The 22,347-nt window shown below is 70.0% G+C and carries 14 protein-coding genes; 13 read left to right on the top strand and 1 reads right to left on the bottom strand.

The window, feature by feature from the left end; genetic code table 11:
• Window positions 1-7 precede the first annotated feature (7 nt).
• The 8 genes from ACFYO5_RS04135 (at window position 8) to ACFYO5_RS04100 (ending at window position 15,471) form a co-directional block, all read left to right on the top strand.
• A complete protein-coding gene (locus ACFYO5_RS04135; protein ID WP_388703933.1) occupies window positions 8-6,913 on the top strand; it encodes an RHS repeat-associated core domain-containing protein in 6,906 nt (2,301 codons plus the stop codon).
• Window positions 6,913-7,287, top strand: coding sequence for a hypothetical protein (locus ACFYO5_RS04130; protein ID WP_388703930.1), 375 nt, complete (start codon window positions 6,913-6,915; stop codon window positions 7,285-7,287). The genes ACFYO5_RS04135 and ACFYO5_RS04130 overlap by 1 nt, the downstream gene beginning before the upstream one ends.
• Before the next feature lie 204 nt (window positions 7,288-7,491).
• Window positions 7,492-7,812, top strand: coding sequence for a 50S ribosomal protein L21 (rplU, locus tag ACFYO5_RS04125; protein WP_007381993.1), 321 nt, complete (start codon window positions 7,492-7,494; stop codon window positions 7,810-7,812).
• Window positions 7,813-7,826: 14 nt separating this feature from the next.
• Entirely contained in the window at window positions 7,827-8,081 is a 255-nt protein-coding gene (gene rpmA, locus ACFYO5_RS04120; protein WP_073793698.1) for a 50S ribosomal protein L27, read from the top strand.
• Between the two features lie 138 nt (window positions 8,082-8,219).
• The gene (obgE, locus tag ACFYO5_RS04115) at window positions 8,220-9,656 is read left to right on the top strand and encodes a GTPase ObgE (protein WP_356559736.1); all 1,437 of its coding nucleotides are present in this window, start codon (window positions 8,220-8,222) and stop codon (window positions 9,654-9,656) included.
• Between the two features lie 626 nt (window positions 9,657-10,282).
• The gene (locus tag ACFYO5_RS04110) at window positions 10,283-11,782 is read left to right on the top strand and encodes an SDR family NAD(P)-dependent oxidoreductase (RefSeq protein ID WP_388703925.1); all 1,500 of its coding nucleotides are present in this window, start codon (window positions 10,283-10,285) and stop codon (window positions 11,780-11,782) included.
• A gap of 186 nt (window positions 11,783-11,968) precedes the next feature.
• Window positions 11,969-14,008 carry a hypothetical protein gene (locus ACFYO5_RS04105; RefSeq protein ID WP_388704720.1) on the top strand — a complete coding sequence of 680 codons (2,040 nt, stop codon included), beginning with the start codon at window positions 11,969-11,971 and terminating at the stop codon, window positions 14,006-14,008.
• Between the two features lie 248 nt (window positions 14,009-14,256).
• Window positions 14,257-15,471: a glycosyltransferase gene (locus ACFYO5_RS04100; protein ID WP_356559734.1), complete on the top strand. Its 1,215-nt coding sequence runs from the start codon at window positions 14,257-14,259 to the stop codon at window positions 15,469-15,471.
• 140 nt (window positions 15,472-15,611) lie between these two features.
• Here ACFYO5_RS04100 and ACFYO5_RS04095 read toward each other — a convergent pair whose 3' ends face one another.
• A complete protein-coding gene (locus ACFYO5_RS04095) occupies window positions 15,612-16,994 on the bottom strand; it encodes a polysaccharide pyruvyl transferase family protein (protein WP_388703922.1) in 1,383 nt (460 codons plus the stop codon).
• Between the two features lie 238 nt (window positions 16,995-17,232).
• Here ACFYO5_RS04095 and proB point away from each other — a divergent pair, with 238 nt between their 5' ends.
• From proB to ACFYO5_RS04070, 5 genes are all read left to right on the top strand, one after another.
• Entirely contained in the window at window positions 17,233-18,339 is a 1,107-nt protein-coding gene (proB, locus tag ACFYO5_RS04090) for a glutamate 5-kinase (protein WP_388704717.1), read from the top strand.
• 174 nt (window positions 18,340-18,513) lie between these two features.
• Window positions 18,514-19,020, top strand: a complete 507-nt coding sequence (locus ACFYO5_RS04085; protein ID WP_356559732.1) for a hypothetical protein — start codon at window positions 18,514-18,516, stop codon at window positions 19,018-19,020.
• A gap of 121 nt (window positions 19,021-19,141) precedes the next feature.
• Window positions 19,142-20,428, top strand: a complete 1,287-nt coding sequence (locus ACFYO5_RS04080) for a glutamate-5-semialdehyde dehydrogenase (RefSeq protein WP_388703917.1) — start codon at window positions 19,142-19,144, stop codon at window positions 20,426-20,428.
• Between the two features lie 106 nt (window positions 20,429-20,534).
• Window positions 20,535-21,116, top strand: coding sequence for a hypothetical protein (locus tag ACFYO5_RS04075; protein WP_388703914.1), 582 nt, complete (start codon window positions 20,535-20,537; stop codon window positions 21,114-21,116).
• Between the two features lie 88 nt (window positions 21,117-21,204).
• A complete protein-coding gene (locus tag ACFYO5_RS04070) occupies window positions 21,205-22,278 on the top strand; it encodes a hypothetical protein (RefSeq protein ID WP_388703911.1) in 1,074 nt (357 codons plus the stop codon).
• Window positions 22,279-22,347: the final 69 nt, after the last annotated feature.

Raw genomic sequence — 22,347 nt, 5'->3', positions numbered from 1 at the left:
CCGCCGCATGCCCAGACAGACGCTCGTCGCGACAGTGATGGGACTCTCCCTCGCGCTGTCCGCGTCGTCGGTCCAGGCAGTGGTGCTCGACGACGGAGACCGGGGCCGCACCAGCCGCCCCGGCGTCCAGGACGACGGCGATCCCGCCGAGGGATCCGACGCCAAAACGAAGAAGCGCCCCTCCGACCCGGCGCGCAAGGCCGCGGTCAAAAGCCTCGACAAGGCGGTGTGGCCGAAGCAGGGCGGCGCCGAGATAACCGTCGGCGCCACCGCCGCGACCGAGGCCGGCGGCCTGCCGGTCAAGGTCGGCAAGGCGCAGGCCAAGGCGAAGGCGAAGACCGAGGCGGCGACGGCCGCGGGCAAGGTCCGCGTCGACGTCCTCGACCCCGAGCGGGCCGCACAGCTCGGCGCCGGCGTGCTGCTCGGCGTGGAGCGTGCCGATGGGGCGGCCAAGGCCGCCAAGGTCCGCCTGACCGTGGACTACTCGGAGTTCGCCGAGGGCTTCGGCGGCTCCTACGCCTCCCGCCTCCAGCTGGTCCAGCTTCCCTCCTGCGCCACGGTCGCCGTGCCCGGCAGCAAGGAGTGCCCGGAGCAGCCCAAGGTGCTGCCCACGGTCAACGATCTGAAGACGGGCACCGTCTCCGCCGACGTGACCGCGGCTCCGGCCCCGGCCGAGGGCGTGTCCACGATGGCCGGGACGGCGACTTCTCTCGTGGCCGTCGCCGCGGGCCCCTCCAGCGCCCAGGGCACCTACACGGCCACGGCCCTCGCGCCGTCGTCGAGCTGGAGCGTCGCCACCTCCTCCGGCTCGTTCAACTGGAACTATCCCTTCAGGTCCGTGCCGACCCCGGGCGGCCTGACGCCGACCGTGGGCCTCGGCTACTCCTCCCAGTCGGCGGACGGCCGCACCTCGGCCACCAACAACCAGGGCTCCTGGATCGGCGAGGGCTTCTCCTACGACCCCGGCTACATCGAGCGCCGCTACAAGCCCTGCTCCGACGACGGCCACTCCGGTTCGGGTGAGCAGTGCTGGGCGTTCGAGAACGCCACGGTCATGCTCAACGGCTCCGCCGGCGAGCTGGTCAAGGACGACACCACCGGCAAGTGGCACATGTCGTCCGACGACGGCAGCAAGGTCGAGAAGCTGACCGGCGCCACCAACGGTGACAACGACGGCGAGTACTGGCGCATCACCACCTCGGACGGCACCGAGTACTACTTCGGTCAGAACCGCCTGCCGGGCTGGGCCACGGGCAACGAGGAGACCAACTCGACCTGGACCGCCCCGGTCTTCGGCGACGACTCCGGCGAACCCTGCTACAACGCCACCTTCACCAGCGCCCACTGCCAGCAGGCCTGGCGCTGGAGCCTGGACTACGTCAAGGACAGCCACGGCAACGTGATGTCCTACTTCTACGACCGCGAGACCAACTACTACGCGCTCAACGCGAAGACGGACGTCAACGGCACCGCGTACCACCGCGGCGGCTACCTCAAGCGCATCGACTACGGCCAGCGCGACGGCCAGGTCTACGCGGCGAAGGCCCCGGCCCGGATCGTCTTCAACACGGCCGAACGCTGCCTGCCCACCGCAGACTTCGACTGCGCGGAGAGCAAGCGCACCAAGGCGAACGCGGCCAACTGGCCGGACGTCCCGGTCGACCAGGAGTGCAAGGCGAGCACGAAGTGCACCTCGCCGGTCCAGACGTTCTTCACCACCAAGCGGCTGACCTCGGTCGTCACGCAGATGCGCAAGGACGCCACGAACTACCAGGACGTGGACGCCTGGACCCTGACGCACCTGTTCACCGACAACGGTGACGACTCCAAGACGCTGTGGCTGTCGAAGATCGAGCACGAGGGCCGCGCGGGTACGGCGATCAAGCTGCCCTCCGTGGACCTGTTCGGCGAGCAGCTCGCCAACCGCGTCGACGCGATCGGCGACAACATCGCGCCGTTCCACCGGTTCCGGCTCTCCATGGTGCTCAGCGAGACCGGCGCCCAGCTCGACGTCAACTACGCGCCCACCGACTGCACGAAGGCGACGCTGCCCACACCGGGCGAGTCGACCAAGCGCTGCTACCCGGTGAAGTGGGCCCCGCCGGGCTACGTCGACCCGATCACGGACTGGTTCCACAAGTACGTCGTCTCCGCGGTCATCGAGACCGACCGCACCGGCGGCAACGACGGCATGGTCACCCGCTACGACTACCAGGGCGACGCGGCCTGGCGTAAGGCGAAGCCGGACGGCATCACCGACGCCAAGTACCTGACCTGGGGCGGCTGGCAGGGCTACGGCAAGGTCAAGGTCACGTCCGGCACCGCCGACGTGCAGAAGACCCGCGTCGACTACACGTTCATGCAGGGCATGGACGGCGACAAGGACGCCTCCGGCAACGCCCGCTCGGTGAGCGTGAAGGACTCCACGGGCGCTTCGTACTCCGACGACGAGGAGTTCACGGGTCACCAGCTGGAGGTCGCCACGTACGACGGCGCCAAGCTGATCTCGAAGTCCATCGAGACCCCGTGGAAGCGCTACACCGCGACGCAGACCAACAGCTGGGGCACCACCCACGCGGTGAACGTGCGGTCCCAGATCGGCCGTGGCTTCAATATCCAGTCCGACGGCACCTGGCTGGAGACGAAGTCCACCACGACGTACGACACGTCGAACGGCACCGGCCGGGTGCTGATGGTCGACGACCAGGGTGACGTCTCCACGACCAAGGACGACACCTGCACCCGCACCACGTACGCGGACAACACGGCGAAGAACCTGCTCGCCCTGCCCGCGCGCAGCGAGTCGGTGTCCGTGAAGTGCGCGACCACGCCGGACCGCAAGACGCAGGTCCTGGCGGACGAGCGCACCTCCTACGACGGCGGCGCGTTCGGCGCGGCGCCCACCAAGGGTGACGCCACCAAGACCGAGCGGATGACGTCGCACAACGGCACCACGGCGACCTACCAGGTCACCGGCACCACCACCTACGACGCCTTCGGCCGCCCCCTGTCCCAGAAGGACGCCAAGCAGCAGGGCACGTCGGAGGAGACGAAGACCGCCTACACCGAGACCAACGGCCTGCTGACGAAAACGGTCGTCACCAACGCCGCCGGTCACCCCACCACCACCGACTACGCCCCCGCCTGGGGCATGTCCAAGGGCCAGACCGACCCGAACGGCAGGCGGACGGACCTCGCCTACGACGCCATGGGCCGGCTCACGTCGGTGTGGCTGCCGGACCGGGTGTCGACCCAGACGCCGAGCATCAAGTACTCGTACAACGTCCGCAAGGACAAGGTCACCTCGATCAAGACCGAGAAGATCGAGAACGACGGCTCCTACGGCGCCGAGTACCAGCTCTACGACAGCATGCTCAGGCCCCGCCAGATCCAGACCGAGGGCCTGGACGGCACCCGCATGGTGGCCGACACCTGGTACGACGGCACGGGCAACGTCAGGAAGACCAACGCCACGTACAACGCGGCCGGCGCCGCGTCGGACGAACTGCTGCTCGTCAGCAACGGTGAGGTCGGCCAGCAGAGCCTGATGGAGTACGACGGCCTGGGACGGCCCACCGCGCAGATCCTCGCCGTCGGCGGCGGTGAGCAGTGGCGCACCACGACCACCTACAACGGTGAGCTGACCAGCGTCGACCCGCCCATCGGCGGCGTCCCCACCACGACGATCACCGACGGCCAGGGCAACGTCTCGGAGATCCGTCACTACCGCGGCGCCTCACCGGCCGCGGGTGTGCCGTACGACTCGACGAAGTACACGTACACCGCGTTGGGTCAGCTGGAGACCGTCACCGACGCCAAGGGCAACGTGTGGCGGCACGAGTACGACCAGCTGGGCCGCAAGACCAAGTCGATCGACCCCGACGCGGGCACCTCGCGCACGGAGTACGACGAGCTGGACCGGCCGGTCGCCGAGTACGACGCCCGCAACAAGAAGACGTCCACGGTCTACGACAACCTGGGCCGCGTCCTGACCACCTGGCAGGGTGACGCCGGCACCGGCACCAAGCTCACCGAGACGAAGTACGACAAGGCGGGTTGGCTGGGCCAGGCCTACGGCTTCCTCAGCTACACGTCGCCGACCGAGTACTTCGCCACGGCCGTCCAGTCGATGGACGAGTTCTACCGCCCGCTGAAGACCGCCTACCAGGTCCCCGCCTCGCAGGGCTCCCTGGCGGGAACCTACGTCTTCACCACCTCCTACAACCAGGACGGGACCGTCCGGGGGACCACTCTTCCGGCCGTCGGCGACCTTCCTGAGGAGCCGCTGACCTTCACGTACGACAGCCTCCAGCGTCCCAGGACGATGACGGGCTCCACCTCGTACGTCACCAACACCGTCTACTCCGGAAAGAGCCTCCTCCAGCAGCTGGAGCTGAACACCGGCAGCGGAAAGAAGGTCTGGCAGACCTTCAACTACGAGAAGGGCACCGACCGGCTCACCCGCTCGATCGTCGACGTCTACGGCGCGACGGCCCCGGCCAAGGACTCCCGGTACTCCTACGACCAGGCCGGCAACGTCCTGTCCATCGCGGACACCGCGAACTCCGCCTCGCCGGACATGCAGTGCTTCGCCTACGACGACCGTCAGCGGCTGAAGGACGCCTGGACGCCGACGGCCACCGCGACGACCGCGGCCGGCATGGGCACCCGTGGCTCGGCCATTCCGGTCGAAGGATCCGGCCCGACGGCCTGTGACTCCGCCGCCGGCGCGAGCGCTCTCGGCGGTCCGGCCCCGTACTGGAAGTCGTACGAGACCGACGCCATCGGCAACCGCGTCTCGGACACCGTCCACGACACCGGGCTCGACGCCGCGAAGAACATCACCCGCACCTACGAGTACGGCACCGCGGGCGCGCTGGGCGACGGCCCGCACCAGGTCACCAAGATCGTCGAGAAGACCCCGACCGGCGACCGTCAGTCGACGTACGAGTACGACGACTCGGGCAACACCACCAAGCGCACCATCGGCGGCAACGCGCAGTCCCTGCTCTGGACCGACCAGGGCAAGCTGGGCGAGGCCACCGAGGCGAACGGCTCGAAGACCAGCTACCTCTACGACGGCTCAGGCAACCGCCTGGTGCGCAAGGACCCGTCGGGGACGACGGTCTACCTGCCCGGCACCGAGCTGAAGCTGTCGGCGGACGGCACCAAGAAGGAGGCCACCCGCTACTACGAGTACGCCGGCCAGACGGTCGCCGTACGCACCGCGGGCAAGGTGTCCTTCCTAGCCTCCGACCACCACGGCACGGGCGAGGTGGCGATCGACGCCGCGACCGGCGCGATCAGCCAGCGCCGCTTCGACCCCTTCGGCGTCGACCGCGGTGAGAAGACCGGCGTCTGGCCCGGAGAGAAGGGCTATGTCGGGGGCACGATCGACGCCTCCACCGGCCTGACGCATCTGGGCGCTCGGGAGTACGACTCGGCGATCGGCAAATTCATCTCGGTCGACCCGGTCATCGACTACAGCCAGCCGCAGCAGATCAACGGCTACGCGTACGCCAACAACTCACCGGTCACGCACGCCGACCCCAGCGGCATGATCATCCCGGAGTGCCGGGAAGGTCTGATCGAGTGCCGTGGCGGCCAGCCGTACTTCCCGAAGACCGACGTCGAGAAGGCGGAGTCGGAGAAGGACCAGGCGTCCTGGAACGTCACGCAGGCACAGGGCCAGCAGTCCGCAGCCAAGCAGCGCATCAAGTCCGCGGGCAAGGCGCTGGTCAAGATCGCGCGGGACATCCTCGGTGTCGACGCGGCCCTGGACTGCATTTCCAGTGGTGACGTCGGCGCCTGCGGCGAGACCCTGCTCAACATCGCCGGCAGCTTCGCGGGTGGCCTGGCGGGCAAGATCCTCGCCAAGTACGGCGCCCCGTGGAACTGGGCCAAGGGGCTCAAGCTCGCCAAGCGGGTCACCGGCCTGGTCGGGGACCTGATCGGCGGAGCCAAGTCCCTGTGGAAGGCCAACAAGGCGGTCGGAAAGGCCCAGGCCGGGCTGGCCAAGGCCGGGGAGAAACTCGCGGCCGCCAAGAAGAAGGCGGCGGCCGCACTCAAGAAAAAGAAGACCGAGTGCCACAGCTTCCTGCCGGGCACGAAGGTCCTCCTCGCCGACGGCACCACCAAGCCCATCGAGAAGGTCAAGCCCGGCGACAAGGTCGTCACGACCGCTCAGAAGAGCGACAAGTCCACGGTCCGTGAGGTCGCCGGCACCATTGTCACCGAGGACGACAAGCACTTCTCCGACCTCACGGTGAAGGTGGCCTCGGGGCAGAAGGACACGCTGGTCGCCACGACCACGCACCCCTTCTGGGTGGAGTCCGAGCAGGCGTGGATCAAGGCCGGCGACCTGAAACCGGGCATGACCCTGCACACGCCGTCGGGCACCGCTGTCGAACTGGTCTCCAACCGTCACTTCGACAAGCGGCAGCGCACCCACGATCTGACGATCACCGGGATCCACGCGTACTACGTACTGGCCGGCGCCACCCCGCTGCTCGTGCACAACTGCGACGGCACGGCGACCGTCACCTGGGACGAGGACCACGGCCATGCCACGATCAAGGTGGAGTTGGACGACGGTCGCGCCTTGGAGACGGAGCAGGTCATCGACGCCCCCGCGGGCGTGGAAGATTTCTCCGGCTACGACACCTCGGCCCAGGTGGTGACTGAGAAGGCGGGGCCGAACACCAAGCAGCTCACATTCCGGCTGCCCAACGCCCGCGGGGCCATCAAGGCCCAGCTCAAGTCCATCAACGCGGATCTCGGCGCGTACAGCTACGGCAGCAACAGCTGCGTGACGTACTGCGTCGGCATCCTGCGGGCGGGCGGGGTCGACATACCCGCGGGCCGGGCCGGAGCTGCGAGACTCGGGCGTATGGCCAGGGAGATGGAGAACTGATGCTGGACGGTGAGGAACACTGGAACGCCGTGCTGGCCGAGATCCTGCTGAGCCGGAAGATCGGGGCGCTCCACGTGAAGCTCGTGGGTGACCTGATCTCGGTCACGGCTCAGCTGGATCTGGCCGCAAGAAGCCGTAGGCCGGCCTTCGCGCTCGACGGGATCGTCGACTACGACGAGCGGGTCGGTCCGTTGGAGGAGGCCTACCGCGCCGCCTGGCAGGCCGTGGAGGCCGCGCCCGACCGGGAGCGGCGTGCGCCGGAGTTGGAGAGACTCGCCACCGCGCTGAGGGCTGCGGTCGAGGGTGTGGCTGACTTCGCCCGACAGCGGGGAGTGGACGTACGGCTGCACCGCTTCGGCGACCCCGAACGGTAGGCAGGCGGCTCCACGGGGCCCGGTTTGACCCCTCAAGCCGGGCCCCGTAACCTTGACCGTCGGCGTGTCGATTGACACGCCACATCCCCGTAAACCTCTTCCTTCCGGACGCCGGTCTCCGGTGGCCGGGAGAGGTCGCCCGTGTTTCCTGCCCGGGTGGCTGGCCTGCGGGGGTGCCGTTCTCCGAGCGAAAGAGAGACCCGCGTGTACGCCATCGTGCGCAGCGGTGGTCGCCAGCACAAGGTTGCTGTCGGCGACATCGTTGAGGTTGACAAGATTTCCACTGCCAAGGTTGGCGACACGGTCGAGCTCTCGACCCTGCTCGTGGTCGACGGCGACGCCGTGACCAGCGACCCGTGGGTGCTGGCCGGCATCAAGGTCCAGGCCGAGGTCGTGGACCACCACAAGGGCGTCAAGATCGACATCCTTCGCTACAAGAACAAGACCGGTTACCGCCGTCGTCAGGGCCACCGCCAGCAGTACACGGCGATCAAGGTCACTGAGATCCCCGCGGCTGCGAAGTAAGGGACTGAGGAGACATGGCACACAAGAAGGGCGCATCGTCCACCCGGAACGGTCGCGACTCCAATGCCCAGCGGCTCGGCGTGAAGCGCTTCGGCGGTCAGGTCGTCAACGCGGGTGAGATCCTGGTCCGCCAGCGCGGCACCCACTTCCACCCCGGCTCCGGCGTCGGCCGCGGCGGCGACGACACGCTGTTCGCGCTCCTCCCCGGCGCGGTGGAGTTCGGCACGTTCCGCGGCCGCAAGGTCGTGAACATCGTCCCGGTCGCCTGATCCCAGGCCCATCGGGAACGCTTCGCGAGGCGGACCTCACTTCCCTTTCGGGAAGGCGGGTCCGCCTTTCGCGTGTTAACACAGGAAACACCCGTACAGCACGCACGTACATCACCCGCATCACTGGAGGCACCCACCATGACCACCTTCGTGGACCGCGTCGAGCTGCACGTCGCCGCGGGTAGCGGAGGTCACGGCTGTGCCTCCGTCCACCGTGAGAAGTTCAAGCCGCTCGGCGGCCCGGACGGCGGCAACGGCGGCCGCGGCGGGGACGTGATCCTCACCGTGGACCAGTCAGTGACCACGCTGCTCGACTACCACCACTCCCCGCACCGCAAGGCCACCAGCGGCAAGCCCGGTGAGGGCGGCAACCGCTCGGGCAAGGACGGCCAGGACCTGGTCCTGCCCGTGCCGGACGGCACCGTCGTCCTGGACAGGGCGGGCAATGTGCTCGCCGACCTCGTGGGCCACGGCACCTCCTTCGTCGCCGCCCAGGGCGGCCGCGGCGGTCTCGGCAACGCGGCGCTGGCCTCGGCCCGCCGCAAGGCGCCCGGCTTCGCGCTGCTCGGCGAGCCGGGTGACCTGCACGAGATCGTGCTGGAGCTGAAGACCGTCGCCGACGTGGCGCTGGTCGGCTACCCGAGCGCCGGGAAGTCGTCCCTGATCTCGGTGCTCTCGGCCGCCAAGCCCAAGATCGCCGACTACCCGTTCACCACCCTGGTCCCGAACCTGGGCGTCGTCACCGCCGGCTCGACCGTCTACACCATCGCCGACGTGCCGGGTCTCATCCCCGGCGCCAGCCAGGGCAAGGGCCTCGGCCTGGAGTTCCTGCGCCACGTCGAGCGGTGCAGTGTGCTCGTGCATGTCCTGGACACGGCGACCCTGGAGTCCGAGCGCGACCCGATCTCCGACCTCGACATCATCGAGGAGGAGCTGCGCCAGTACGGCGGGCTCGGCAACCGTCCGCGCGTCGTCGTCCTGAACAAGATCGACGTACCGGACGGCAAGGACCTGGCGGAGATGGTGCGGCCGGATCTGGAGGCGCGCGGCTACCGCGTCTTCGAGGCGTCCGCCGTGGCGCACATGGGGCTCAAGGAGCTGTCGTTCGCGCTCGCCGACATCGTCGCCAAGGCGCGCGCCGCCAAGCCCAAGGAAGAGGCCACGCGGATCGTGATCCGGCCCAAGGCCGTGGACGACGCGGGCTTCACCGTCACGCAGGAGGAGGACGGCCTCTTCAGGGTCCGCGGCGAGAAGCCCGAACGCTGGGTGCGCCAGACCGACTTCAGCAACGACGAGGCCGTGGGCTACCTCGCCGACCGCCTCAACCGGCTCGGTGTCGAGCAGGAGCTGATGAAGGCCGGCGCCCGCAACGGCGACGGCGTCGCCATCGGCCCCGAGGACAACGCGGTCGTCTTCGACTGGGAGCCGACCGTGACGGCCGGCGCCGAGATGCTCGGCCGCCGTGGCGAGGACCACCGCTTCGAGGCCCCGCGCCCCGCGGCCCAGCGCCGCCGCGACCGCCAGGCCGAGCACGACGAGGCGGCCGAGGAGTTCGAGGGCTTCGAGCCCTTCTGAGCCACCGGCCCCACCGCCACCGGCCGCGCAGCCACCGGCTCGGCAGCTCGACCGCCACCGGCTGCACGGCTTCACCGCCACCGGCCGCACAGCCACCGGCCGCACAGCTTCACCGCCACCGGCTTGGCGGCTCCACAGCCGCCGGCGGCGCAGTACCGGCTTCGAGAGACCCGTTGCGGCCCGCCGCAACGGGTCTCTCCGGCTCCGCTGCCGGGCCGCCGCTCACCTGCTGCCCAGGGCGCCCAGTCGCCGTATCGAACACGTCCGCGGCAGCCGGAGTCGCCCTGAGGAATTCCGTGGCGACGGCCTCTGCGCCGGGTGTCCTCGGCGGAACATGTGAAAGTACTCGGTCAACGCTGCCCGAAACCGCCGCGACCGTCGGTGAGCCGCAATCTCGTCACTCTCGGCAATCCGTTACCGTCAGTGCGGTTACTCACAGGATTTCACGAGATGATCCGAGGAAGGCTCACCGTGTCCGGCCAATCAGCCCGGCGCGGGCTTCACCCGAACCGCTAGGTGAATGCCGGGTAGCGGGCACATATGCACTGAAGGGCGCTCACCTTGCATCGTGGTTACCGAAAGTGGGAGCATTTCCCCGTTCCCTGTCGCCCCGAGGTAGGTCACCCGTGTCACAGCGCATAGCCAAGCCCCGTACCACCGCAGTGATCCTGGCCGGTGGCACCGGCCAGCGGGTGGGTCTGTCGATCCCGAAGCAGTTGCTGAAGATCGCCGGCAAGGCCGTCATCGAGCACACCCTGACCACCTTCGAGCAGGCCGACTCCGTGGACGACGTCATCGTGCTCATGGCGCCGGGCTATGTGCCGGACGTCGAGAAGATCGTCGCCAAGGCCGGGTTCCAGAAGGTCTCCCGCATCATCGAGGGCGGTTCCACCCGCAACGAGACCACCGAGCGGGCCATCTCCGCCCTCGGTGAGGGCCTGGCCGAGGGGGAGGACCTCAACGTCCTCTTCCACGACGCCGTACGCCCCCTGCTCTCCCAGCGGGTCATCGACGACTGCGTCGCCGCCCTGGACCGCTACCAGGCCGTCGACGTGGCCATTCCGTCCGCCGACACCATCATCGTCACCCGCACCCACGGCGAGGACGGCGAGTTCATCACCGAGATCCCGGACCGCTCCCGGCTGCGTCGCGGACAGACCCCGCAGGCCTTCAAGCTCTCCACCATCCGGCGGGCCTACGAGGTCGCGGCGGCCGACCCCAACTTCCAGGCCACCGACGACTGCACCGTCGTACTGCGCTATCTGCCGGACGTGCCGATCCACGTCGTGGCGGGTGACGAGTACAACATGAAGGTGACGCAGCCCGTCGACGTCTTCATCGCCGACAAGCTGTTCCAGCTCGGCTCCACCGCCGCGCCCGAGCAGATGAGCGAGGAGGCCTACCGCGAACTCCTCACCGGCAGGACGCTCGTCGTCTTCGGCGGCTCCTACGGCATCGGCAAGGACATCGCCGAACTCGCCCGGTCCTACGGGGCGGCCGTCTACGCCCTCGGCCGCTCCACCACGAACACGCACGTGGAGAACCCGGAGGAGGTCGACGACGCGCTGTCCAAGGCCTACGCCGAGACCGGCCGCATCGACTACGTCGTCAACACCGCGGGCGTGCTGCGGATCGGCAAGCTCGCCGAGACCGACAACGCGACCATCGAGGAAGCGCTGAAGGTCAACTACCTGGCGCCGGTGCAGATCGCGCGTTCCTCCTACAAGTACCTCTCCGAGACCAAGGGCCAGCTGCTGCTGTACACCTCCAGCAGCTATACCCGAGGCCGCGCGGAGTACAGCCTCTACTCCTCGACCAAGGCCGCCATGGTGAACCTCACCCAGGCCCTGTCCGACGAGTGGGCGGGCGACGGTGTGCGCGTCAACTGCGTCAACCCGGAGCGCACGGCGACACCCATGCGCACCAAGGCCTTCGGCCAGGAGCCGGCGGGCAGCCTGCTCTCCTCCGAGGCCGTGGCCCGCACCTCCCTGGACGTGCTGCTGTCCGAGCTGACCGGACACGTGATCGACGTCCGCCAGCAGGACCCGACCGCCGACGCCTCGCGCGCCTCCGGCTTCGAGCAGGCCCTGGCCGGCGTGCTCGACCGACAGGATGGCGTGGCATAATCAAGCGCCATTAGCCTAGAAATTCAGGCCTCTGTGGCTTCCTGTTTACGGGATATTCACAGAGGCCTGAATCCGTAAAGCTCCGGAAATCTTCACAAAGTATTTTCCGGACTTTTCGGATTCACTGACCGGCCCCCTCCCAGAGCAGGTTTCTCCGTGATAACGACCGCTATTCGCGTCGCCCGGGTGGGCGGCGTGGCCGAGCTGGCCGCGGCGGCCCTCATGACGCTGGGCTTCCCCTGCCTCATGCTGGCCGCACTCGTCCCGAGTGTCCCCGCCTTCGCCGCCGCGGCCGCCGTGACCTACCTCGCGGACCTCTACCTCCACCGCAAGGGCAGCTACCTCATCAGCCTCCTGGGCAAGGTGAGAGCCGGTCTGTCGACCCGCTTCCTGGTCAGGGAGCTGCTGCTGATCCTGCTCCTGGCCCGGCTCGAACTCTCGGAGGAGCCGGTCTTCTACGCCGCGATCGCCTGCTTCACGGTCTTCTTCGGACTCCAGGCCCCGCACGGCGCCCTCGTCACCCTGATCGGCAACCGCCGTCAGATGCCGATCGTGACCCGCAACGTCGACCTCGTCTCCCGCCTGCCCATCCCCGACGCCCCGCCGCGCCTCCTGCTGCGCCGGGCCGACGTGAAGATGCTCCACCTCGACCTCGCGGCCGTCGTGGGCCTTCTGACGTACGCCGTCACCGACAGCGAGGCCGCCGGCTTCGCCGGAGTCGGCGTCACCGTCGGCCTCGGCGCCCTCTACGTCCTCGTGCTGATGCCGTATCTGCGGGCCAAGCGGGTGCCGCCGAAGGCCGACAAGGTCCTCAAGACCGTCAGCGCCTGGCTGCGCGAGTACCGCCCGCAGACGGTGCTGTACTTCTCCGGCTCCGCCGACTCCGCCTACCAGGTCAACATGTGGCTGGAGACGATGGAGCAGTTGGACTCCCGCCCGCTGATCATCCTGCGCGAGCGGGTCATCCTGGAGAAGATGGCGCCCACCACGGTCCCGGTCGTCTGCGTGCCCGGGGGGGTGCACCTGATGAACATGGACCTCTCCACGGTGCGGGTCGCGTTGTACGCGGCGAACGTCGGCAAGAACATCCACCTGCTGCGCGTGCCCACCATGAAGCACGTCTTCATCGGTCACGGCGACAGCGACAAGCTCGCCAGCGTCAACCCCTTCAGCAAGGTGTACGACGAGGTGTGGACCGCCGGCCGCGCGGGCCGCGACCGCTACGCCATCGCCGACGTCGGCATCCGCGACGAGGACATCGTCGAAGTCGGCCGCCCGCAGCTCGCGCCCATCAAGCCCTGGCAGGGCGCGCCGAAGGACCGGATCCCGACCGTGCTGTACGCCCCCACCTGGGAGGGCTGGGACGACGACCCGGGCAACACCTCGATCCTGCTGGCCGGCGAGAACATCGTGAAGAGGCTGGTCGCGGCCGAGCCCCCGGTCCGGGTCCTGTACAAGCCGCACCCCTTCACCGGCACCCGCAGCGCCAAGGCCCGCGCCGCGCACCACCGGATCATCGCCCTGGTCAAGAAGGCCGCCGCCGAGCGCGCCGCCGACCCCCGCTTCACCGCGGACCCGGCCGCCCAGGCGAAGGCCAAGGCCGAGCTGACCCGCCTGAAGGCCCGCCTGGACGGGCTCTCCCTCGCCTTCGACGAGAAGGCCGACGAGGCCGTGACGAGCCGCGACGGCCTCGTCGACATGCGCAGGCACCAGGAGGCCGCCCGGCTGCGCGCCGAATGGAACGACGCCTACTGGCGCTCCTTCCCGTCGTACGAGCACCGGGTCATCACGGGGACCGAGCCGCGGCTGTACGACTGCTTCAACGTCTCCGAGGGGATGGTCTCGGACATCTCCAGCGTCGTCTCCGACTTCATCGCCAGCGGCAAGCCGTACGCCGTCACCGACTCGGCGGAGCTGGGCGCGGAGGAGTTCCGGCGGCAGAACACCGCGGTGCGCGCGGCCGTGATCCTCACGAACGACGCCGCCGGTGTGGAGCGGTTGCTGGACGCCGTCCGCGACCCGGCCGCCGACCCGCTGGCCGAGGACCGCAAGGAGCTGAAGGAGTACCTGCTCGGCCCCGACCAGCCGACCTCCATCGAGCGGTTCGACACCGCGATCGCCGACCTGGCGCTGAAGGCCGAGGCCCGCAACGTCGGCCAGGAGTCCCGCGTCGTCGCGGCCGCCGGCGAGGCGGAACTGGCGGAGGGCGGCGTGACCGCGGTCTGAATCCAGGTGTCCCGCACCCGGACGCCCCACCAGAACGCCCGACGGGGAGCGCGCCGTGTGAGGCGCTCCGCGCGAAACGGCTCGGCCCCCGGAGGGTGAACCGCCCGGGGGCCGAGCCGTTTCCGTAGGCTGTGACACGGCACACAGGCAGAGTACGAGTAACGCGAGCAACCCCTTTCTGTAATCCCCCGTCTATCGGGTTGCCGGATCGTTGACCAGGGGGAAACCGTGCGTGGCGAGGGGGAGAAGTGACCGTGGCGGAGCCCGATGTCAGCGTGATCATCGGGGCGTACGAAGCGATGCCGTACCTGGTCGAATGTCTGGCATCGGTGGAGGCACAGTCGTTGGACCCGGCGCGCATCGAGGTGATCGCGGTCGACGACGGATCCACGGACGGCAGCGGTGACTGCCTGGAGGAGTTCGCCGCCCGCGCCCCGATGGCGGTCACGGTGATCCGCCAGGAGAACTCCGGCGGCCCCAGCGGCCCGCGCAACGTCGGCCTGGCCAAGGCCACCGGCCGTTACGTCTTCTTCCTCGACGCCGACGACCGGCTCGGGCCCGAGGCCCTGGAACGCATGGTCGCCATGGCCGACCGCAACGGCACGGACGTGGTCCTCGGCCGCGTCGAGGGCGTCAACCGCAAGGCCCCCCGGTCGATGTGGGGGAAGACCCTCGAACGCACGGACGTGTTCTCGTCCAACATCAAGTTCACGCTCAGCGCGCAGAAGCTGTTCCGCCGCGCGCTGCTGGAGCGGCACGGCATGCGCTTCGACGAGTCCCTGTGGACCGGCGAGGACGCGGTGTTCACCATGGAGGCCTACCTGCGGGCCGACGGCGTCTCCGTGGTCGCCGACCACACCTGCTACTACCTGGTGGGCCGCAGCGACGGCAAGCACGTGACCAAGAGCGGCAGCTACACCCTGCGCTTCGACTCCGCACGCGCCCTCATGGAGCTGATCGCCCGGATGCTGCCGCCCGGCGCCAAGCGGGACGTGCTGATGGTCCGCCCGTTCCTGGTGACCGTCCTGCCGCAGTTCGGGCCGGTCTTCCTCAGGAACGACGAGGAGATCCGGCGCACCAAGCTCGAACTGGCCAAGCCGCTGATGGACGCGTACTGGAACGAGGGCGTCTCCCACCGCCTCAGGGTCCACGAGCGGCTGCGTCTGCACCTGGTCGCCGCGGGGCGGCCCGACCTCCTCGCGGACGTCATCGAGTTCATCAAGGACAAGCGCGAGCCCGCCCCCGTCCTGGAGAAGCGCGGAACGCGGCTCTACCTCGCCTACCCGCACTTCCGGGACCGCGCCGCCGGCATCCCGGACCGCGTCTACCTGGCCGAACCCCGCGAGGCCAAGGAGTTCCCCGGCTGGCGCCAGGGCCCGGCCGAGTCCTTCCTGCGCCGAGCGACCCGCAAGGTCCGGCGCGGGCTGGGACGCATGAGGGTGCGCGGGACGGCCGCGGTGTGAGGAGGGGGCGGAGGCGCCCAGGGGCTGCTTCCACGGCTGCCGTCGAGGCCCTCACCCGCTTCGACGGCAGCGGAGGCGCCAGGGGCTGCTTCGACGGCAGGCGTCAAGGGCTACGTCGACGGCAGCGGAGGCGTCGAGGGCTACTTCGACGGCTTCAGCGCCCGCCGCAACGGTCCCCCGACCACCCGCCGGGCACGCCGATAGATCGACGGAGACGCCAGCACGGCCTTCGCTCCCGCCCGGCTCCTCGCCAGCTCCCGCTTCAACTCGGCGTTGTGCGCGTCCAGTTGGCTGATCCGCTGCTGTAGCCACCCGAACCGGCTCGTCAGCGAGGCGAGGTCCGTGGAGTTCCACGGCGCCACTCCGGCCGGGAAGGACAGGGAGCGCAGCTTCTTGTCGAAGGCCGCCCCGCCGTCGCCGTGCGTGAAGGTGTTCTCCAGGCCGTTCTTGTCGAGGAAGCCCGTGAACCGCTCGAACCGCGCCCGGTGGTTGCCGGTCAGCGGCCCGAAGTCGGCCTCCTCGTAGAGGTCGGCCGGATCGAGGTCCGCGGGGACCTCGTTGAGCAGCCGGTGCGGGATCTCGAAGTAGCGGCACAGCTCCAGCGTGCGCGAGTCGAAGGCCAGCACGGTCGCCGGCGTGCCCGCCAGCAGCGCCGCGATGTTGCCGTGGATCCGCGAGCCGAACGAGTAGTCGAAGCCGCGCAGATCGTCGATCCAGGTGACCGGGTCGATGTACACCCGGACCTTGTCCTCCTGGTACATCGGGTGATCGGGGTGGGTCGGCATCTGCGTCACGCGGCCGGCCGGGGAGTCCACGTCCCGCCAGTAGAGCTGTTTGGCGTCGGTGAGGTTCTGGCCTATGTACCGCAGCTTCGGGTAGTGCGCGTGGGTCCGCGTGATGATCTTGTGCAGGCCTCCGCTGCGCACCGCGGTGTGCGAGCCGTTGATGGCGAGCCGCGACTCCGGGGTGAGCGACTCCACCCGCTTCTCCACGGTGAGCCGGTCGCCGTGCAGGAACATCGACGGGCAGCCGATGACCTCGACGTCGCGGAACCCCATGTCGGTGAGGTACTTCTCGGTGAACTCGCCGCGCACCCCGATGGACGCGCTGCGTTCCAGCACCGCCGAGCAGAACGCCCGCACGGTGGGCTCCATGGCCTTCAGCCGTGCCGCGTCCTGGTCCAGGCCGGCCTGCGCGCCGACGCCCAGGACCACGACGGGGATCTTCAGTCTGCTGATGAGCCGGGTCAGCCGCTGGAGCGCGGGCTCGAACGTCGGCCGGAAGGCGTTGGCCAGGGGCACGACGAAGGCGTCGTACTCCTCGTTGATCCGGGCGGCCGCGCCGACCTCGGTGCGCATGCTGTTCGAGACGACCTCGGTGCCCGGGGTGGTGAGTATCTTGTGGGCGGCATCGCTGAAGATCAGGTTGCCGGAGTTGGTGGCGATGACGTCGCGATGGAGGGCTTCCTCGACCGGCACGACGTCGAAGGGGCTCTTGCCCGATCTCAGGAGTATGCGCTTCACACCGCGAACTTTAAGTGACTCAAACTTGAAAATGAATTGAGGTTCTCTTCAAGTTCCCTGTGGAACCTGCACAACCTCTTTGCCGTACGCAAACAGTGAAGACGTGGGCGCGCAGCGTGGCCGTCCGGCACGTGAAACCCCGGCGCGCCCTCCGCCCCCGTTCGCGTAGATTGCCTGACGGGCAGCCATGGACCTACGCGAGGGGACGACGAACAAGGTGGCAGGGGCAAGGCAGGCCGTGCGCGAGGCCCGCAGGATCGTCGTCAAGGTGGGTTCCTCGTCGCTGACCACCGCCACCGGCGGCCTGGACGCCGACCGGGTCGACGCGCTCGTCGACGTCCTCGCCAAGATCCGCAGCGGGGGGGAGCGGGAGATCGTGCTGGTCTCCTCCGGTGCCATCGCCGCCGGGCTCGCGCCGCTCGGCCTGCGCCGCCGCCCCAAGGACCTCGCCCGCCAGCAGGCCGCGGCCAGCGTCGGCCAAGGCCTCCTCGTGGCCCGCTACACCGCCTCCTTCGCCCGCTACGGCGTCCGCGTCGGCCAGGTCCTGCTCACCTCCGACGACATGAGCCGCCGCGCCCACCACCGCAACGCCTCCCGCACCCTCGACAAGCTGCTGGCGATGGGCGCCTTCCCGATCGTCAACGAGAACGACACCGTCGCCACCGACGAGATCCGCTTCGGTGACAACGACCGGCTCGCCGCCCTCGTCGCCCACCTCGTCCACGCCGACCTCCTCGTGCTCCTCTCCGACATCGACGGCGTGTACGACGGCAACCCCAGCAAACCCGGCACCTCGCGGATCGCGGAGGTGCGCGAACCCGCCGATCTGGACGGTGTCGAGATCGGCAGCGCCGGCAAGGCGGGCGTCGGCACCGGCGGCATGGTCACCAAGGTCGAGGCCGCCCGGATCGCCGCGGCCGCCGGCATCCCCGTCGTCCTCACCAACACCGTCCACGCCGCCGACGCCCTCTCGGGCGGCGACACCGGCACCTACTTCCACGCCACCGGCAAGCGCTCCGCCGACCGGCTGCTCTGGCTCCAGCACGCCTCCACCCCGCAGGGCTCGCTGACCCTGGACGACGGCGCCGTACGGGCCGTCGTCGAGCGCCGCACCTCGCTGCTGCCGGCCGGTATCGCCGCCGTCGAGGGCGACTTCAACGCGGGTGACCCGGTCGAGCTGCGCGACGGCTCCGGACGCGCCGTGGCCCGCGGCCTCGTCAACTTCGACGCCAAGGAGATCCCCCAGTTGCTCGGCCGATCCACCCGCGAACTGGCGCGCGAACTCGGCGCCGAGTACGAGCGGGAGGTCGTCCACCGCGACGACCTGGTCATCCTCCAGCCCTGAGGATCCCGCCGGCCCCGCCCCCCTCACCCGCGGTCGAACGGCCGCGCCCGCCGACGCTCGAACGGCCCGTACCGGTGGGGGACGTTCCGTGAAACCGCCCCATGGAGCCGTGCGGCCTGCTCAACTTTGTCTCTGGGACATGTTCCGCACGAGCGCCGCGTAAAGGAGGCCGTCGTGAGACGAGTGCGCCCTGGGGTGGCAGCGGCCCGTGGGAGTGCCGGGGCGAGCCTGGCCTCCTCACGCCCCGCGGGCGAGGAACGCGCCCTGACGAGCGTGGCGGCCGGGGAGAACTACCGCGCGCGCCAGGAGGACGGCCACGAGCGGACCCGGCCCGCGGACCTGCCCCGCCTGTGGCACGTCACCCTGAGCGTCTCCGGCGAGGAGGCCGACCTCAAGGAGGTGCGGCGCGCCCTGGAGCAGCTCGCCCACGACCACCCCTTCCTCCTGACCAGCCGCTACGCCGTCGACCACGCGGAGATCCGCTACTGGGAGGAGGCCCGCGACCTGCACGACGCGGCCGCCGTCGCCCTGCGCCTGTGGGGCGAGCACCGCCAGACAGCCGGACTGCCACCGTGGGAGATCGTCGGCCTGGAGGTCATCGACCGCCAGACCTACCACCAGCGCATCGCCGAGGGCTACGGCCCGGCCCCGGCGACCCCCGTCGGGGTCCACCCCTACTGAGGCCGGGCTTCCACCCCTTCCGGCCCGAGGCCCCCGGGAGGGCGTCGCGCGCGTCCCCACCGACGTCTCGGGCTGTGGAACGAGCCGTGAACGCGCCCGCCCGGCGCACTACCCTTCCCCTATGACCACGCTCTCTCCGTACGACGCACTCTCCCCGGTCACCCAGGCCGCCTACCGCGCCAAGGCGGCCGCCGCCGACCTCGCGCCGCTGCCCCGGGCCGCCAAGGACGACGCGCTGCTCGCCATCGCGGACGCGCTGGAAGTCCGTACGAGCGAGATCGTCGAGGCCAACGCCAAGGACATCGCCAAAGCCCGCGAGGCCGGTACCAGCGAGGCGATCGTCGACCGGCTCACCCTCACCCCGGAGCGGGTGCGGACCATCGCCTCCGACGTGCGGGACGTCGTCGCCCTGCCCGACCCCGTCGGCGAGGTCGTGCGCGGTTCGACCCTCCCCAACGGCATCGACCTGCGTCAGGTCCGCGTCCCGCTCGGCGTGGTCGGCATCATCTACGAGGCCCGCCCGAACGTGACCGTCGACGCCGCCGCCCTGTGCCTGAAGTCCGGCAACGCGGTCCTGCTGCGCGGCTCCGGTTCCGCCTACGAGTCGAACAGCGCTCTCGTCCGGGTGATCCGCGACGCCGTCGGCGGCGCCGGGCTGCCCGCCGACGCCGTCCAGCTGGTGCCGGGGGAGAGCCGCGAGAGCGTGCGCGAGCTGATGCGCGCCCGCGGTCTGGTCGACGTGCTGATCCCGCGCGGCGGCGCCTCGCTCATCCGGACGGTCGTCTCCGAGTCCACCGTTCCGGTGATCGAGACCGGCACCGGCAACTGCCACGTCTACGTCGACGCCCAGGCCGACCTCGACATGGCGGTCGACATCCTGATCAACTCCAAGGCCCACCGGGTCAGCGTCTGCAACGCCGCCGAGACCCTCCTGGTCCACCAGGACATCGCCGCCGAGTTCCTGCCCCGCGCCCTCGACGCCCTCGCGGACGCCGGGGTCACCGTCCACGCCGACGAGCGCGTCCTGGCCTACGCCAAGGGCTCCCGGGCGACCGTCGTCGAGGCCACCCCGGAGGACTGGGAGACCGAGTACCTCTCCTACGACATCGCCGCCGCCGTCGTCGACTCGCTGGACAGGGCCGTCGAGCACATCCGGCTGTGGACCTCCGGCCACACCGAGGCCATCGTGACCACCTCCCAGCAGGCCGCCCGCCGCTTCACCCAGCTGGTCGACTCCACCACGGTCGCCGTGAACGCCTCCACCCGCTTCACCGACGGCGGCCAGTTCGGCTTCGGCGCGGAGATCGGCATCTCCACCCAGAAGCTGCACGCCCGCGGCCCCATGGGCCTGCCGGAGCTGACCAGCACCAAGTACATCGTCACCGGCGACGGTCACGTACGGCGCTGACGGAAGGGGCGCGCGGCGCCCGCCGGGGGCGTGAGGGGCGTCTCAACAGGCGGATGAATCTCCGTACCGTCTGCCCAAACCGACCCCCCAGGTCTACTCTGGATCCGTGCCGGAGGACGTGGGGGGCACGCCGTTCCCTGACGGCTGGGAGCCCGACGACGACCACGACCGCGGGGTGTCGGACGAAGAGTTCGCCTCCGTGGTCTTCGACGAGGCCTTCGTGCAGGCGGCACCGGTCCACGAGCCGACCGCCGTCGAACGCCTCCTGGCCGCCGCCCGGGCGAGAGCCGAGGCCTCGGAGGCGGAAGCCCGCCGCGCCCGCGGAGACCGCTACGACGACCTCTACGGCCCCGGCGAGTTCGCTCACGGTCCGGACCACGACGAGCTGGACGACCTCGACGATCCCGACGACCCCGATTCCTGGGACCGGCGCTACAGCGGGTTCGGCTCCTACGGCAAGCAGGTCCGCTGGCACCGGCCGGTCGCCTGGATGCTCGCCGTGGTCATGGGCGTCGGCATGGTCGTGCTGGCCTTCGCCGCGGTCTACCGCGGCGCCTCCTCCTCAGGCGATCGCGACCAGCCCCCGTCGCCCGCGTCGACCGGCCTGGAACACGGTGCCGGGCCGGTTCCGTCCGCCGTCACCGACCAGTCCCGGCCACCCGTCGCGGCCGTCCCGCGCACGCCCTGAGCAAGCGCCGCCGACCGGGAGGGAACCTGTCCGAACTTGTCGCGCAGCGGGGCGTTTACCCGGGCTCCGCGCGACCTACCCTGAAGGTATGGGCAGGCCCGGAGAGCCACCGGAAGGGGCACCCGAGGGGACTTCCGGTGGTGGCGAGGAGGAGTTCCGATCCGTCGTCTTCGACGAATCGTTCGTGAGCGCTGCCCGTCTCCAGGAGTACTCCGCCGAGGAGCGCATCGCCGACCACGCTCCCGCCGTACGCCCTCGCCCGCCGCTGCGCCGCACCGGCCTCTCCCGGCAGGCCCTCGCCCTGGTCCTGCTGATCGCCCTCGCCTTCATCACCGCGATCTACATGGGCGTCCGGCATCCCTACCAGACCCCGGCCGCCCGCCGCGCCGTCGAGCCACTGCGGATGACCGTCATCCCGCTCGCCCCGCAGGGCGCCGTACCGGGCACCGCAGATCCGGCGTACCTGTTCGAGCACAGCCCCGCCGCGCAGTTCCGCATCGGCGCCGAGGGCATCCCGCTGCCGCCCTCCCGGCGGACGGCGCACTTCTCCGACAGCCAGGTCGTCACCGCTCTGACGACCGCCAAGGAGTACCTCGTGCGCTCCTCCCTCGACCCGGAGGTGCTCACCGGACAGCAGGTACGGCCCGTACGGATGCTGCTCGACACCGATCAGGTCGACCAGTTCGACGAGAGCTTCACCCACCCGGCCGCCGACGGCCGGCACGCGCCCACCGGATGGCTCGTGCGCTTCGACCCGGCCCGCGCCGAACTCGCCGACGACGGGGTCCGCGTCCAGGGCACCCTCCAGGCCGCCGAGGCCGACGCCGCCACCCTGGAGGTCACCGCCGACCACACCTTCGTGTACGCCCTGCGGCCGCCCGGAGCCGACGCGAAGGCCCCCGTCTCGCTGTTCACCGTCCGCCGCGAGCTTCAGTTCCGCTTCGACCGCGACGACCTGCGGCTGCGCCAGACCCAGCTGATCGTGTCCTACGTCCAGGCCGGCCCGCTGTCCTGCGGCGAGGACTCCACGAACCACCTGCGCCCCCTGCTCGCCGGCCGGACCGCCCAGACGGGCGGCCCGGCCGGCACCGACCCCTACGCGACCGGCGGAGCGACGCCGCTCTGCGGATCACTGGCGGCGAGCGCACAGCCCAGCGTGTGAGCGGCGGAGGGCCAGGAGCGGGGTGTCGACGGGCGGGATGCGAGTGGCGAGGCCTGTCTGCCCTCGCCG

Source organism: Streptomyces sp. NPDC006259 (assembly GCF_042870975.1).
Taxonomy (GTDB): Bacteria; Actinomycetota; Actinomycetes; order Streptomycetales; family Streptomycetaceae; genus Streptomyces.
This window is presented reverse-complemented; position numbering and strand designations above follow the sequence as displayed.

Bases quoted from the DNA above. Each gene is read 5' to 3' on its own strand.
- obgE (WP_356559736.1), top strand. From the start codon at position 8,220: ATGACCACCTTCGTGGACCGCGTCGAGCTGCACGTCGCCGCGGGTAGC.
- rpmA (WP_073793698.1), top strand. From the start codon at position 7,827: ATGGCACACAAGAAGGGCGCATCGTCCACCCGGAACGGTCGCGACTCC.
- ACFYO5_RS04135 (WP_388703933.1), top strand. From the start codon at position 8: ATGCCCAGACAGACGCTCGTCGCGACAGTGATGGGACTCTCCCTCGCG.
- ACFYO5_RS04080 (WP_388703917.1), top strand. From the start codon at position 19,142: ATGACCACGCTCTCTCCGTACGACGCACTCTCCCCGGTCACCCAGGCC.
- ACFYO5_RS04130 (WP_388703930.1), top strand. From the start codon at position 6,913: ATGCTGGACGGTGAGGAACACTGGAACGCCGTGCTGGCCGAGATCCTG.
- ACFYO5_RS04070 (WP_388703911.1), top strand. From the start codon at position 21,205: ATGGGCAGGCCCGGAGAGCCACCGGAAGGGGCACCCGAGGGGACTTCC.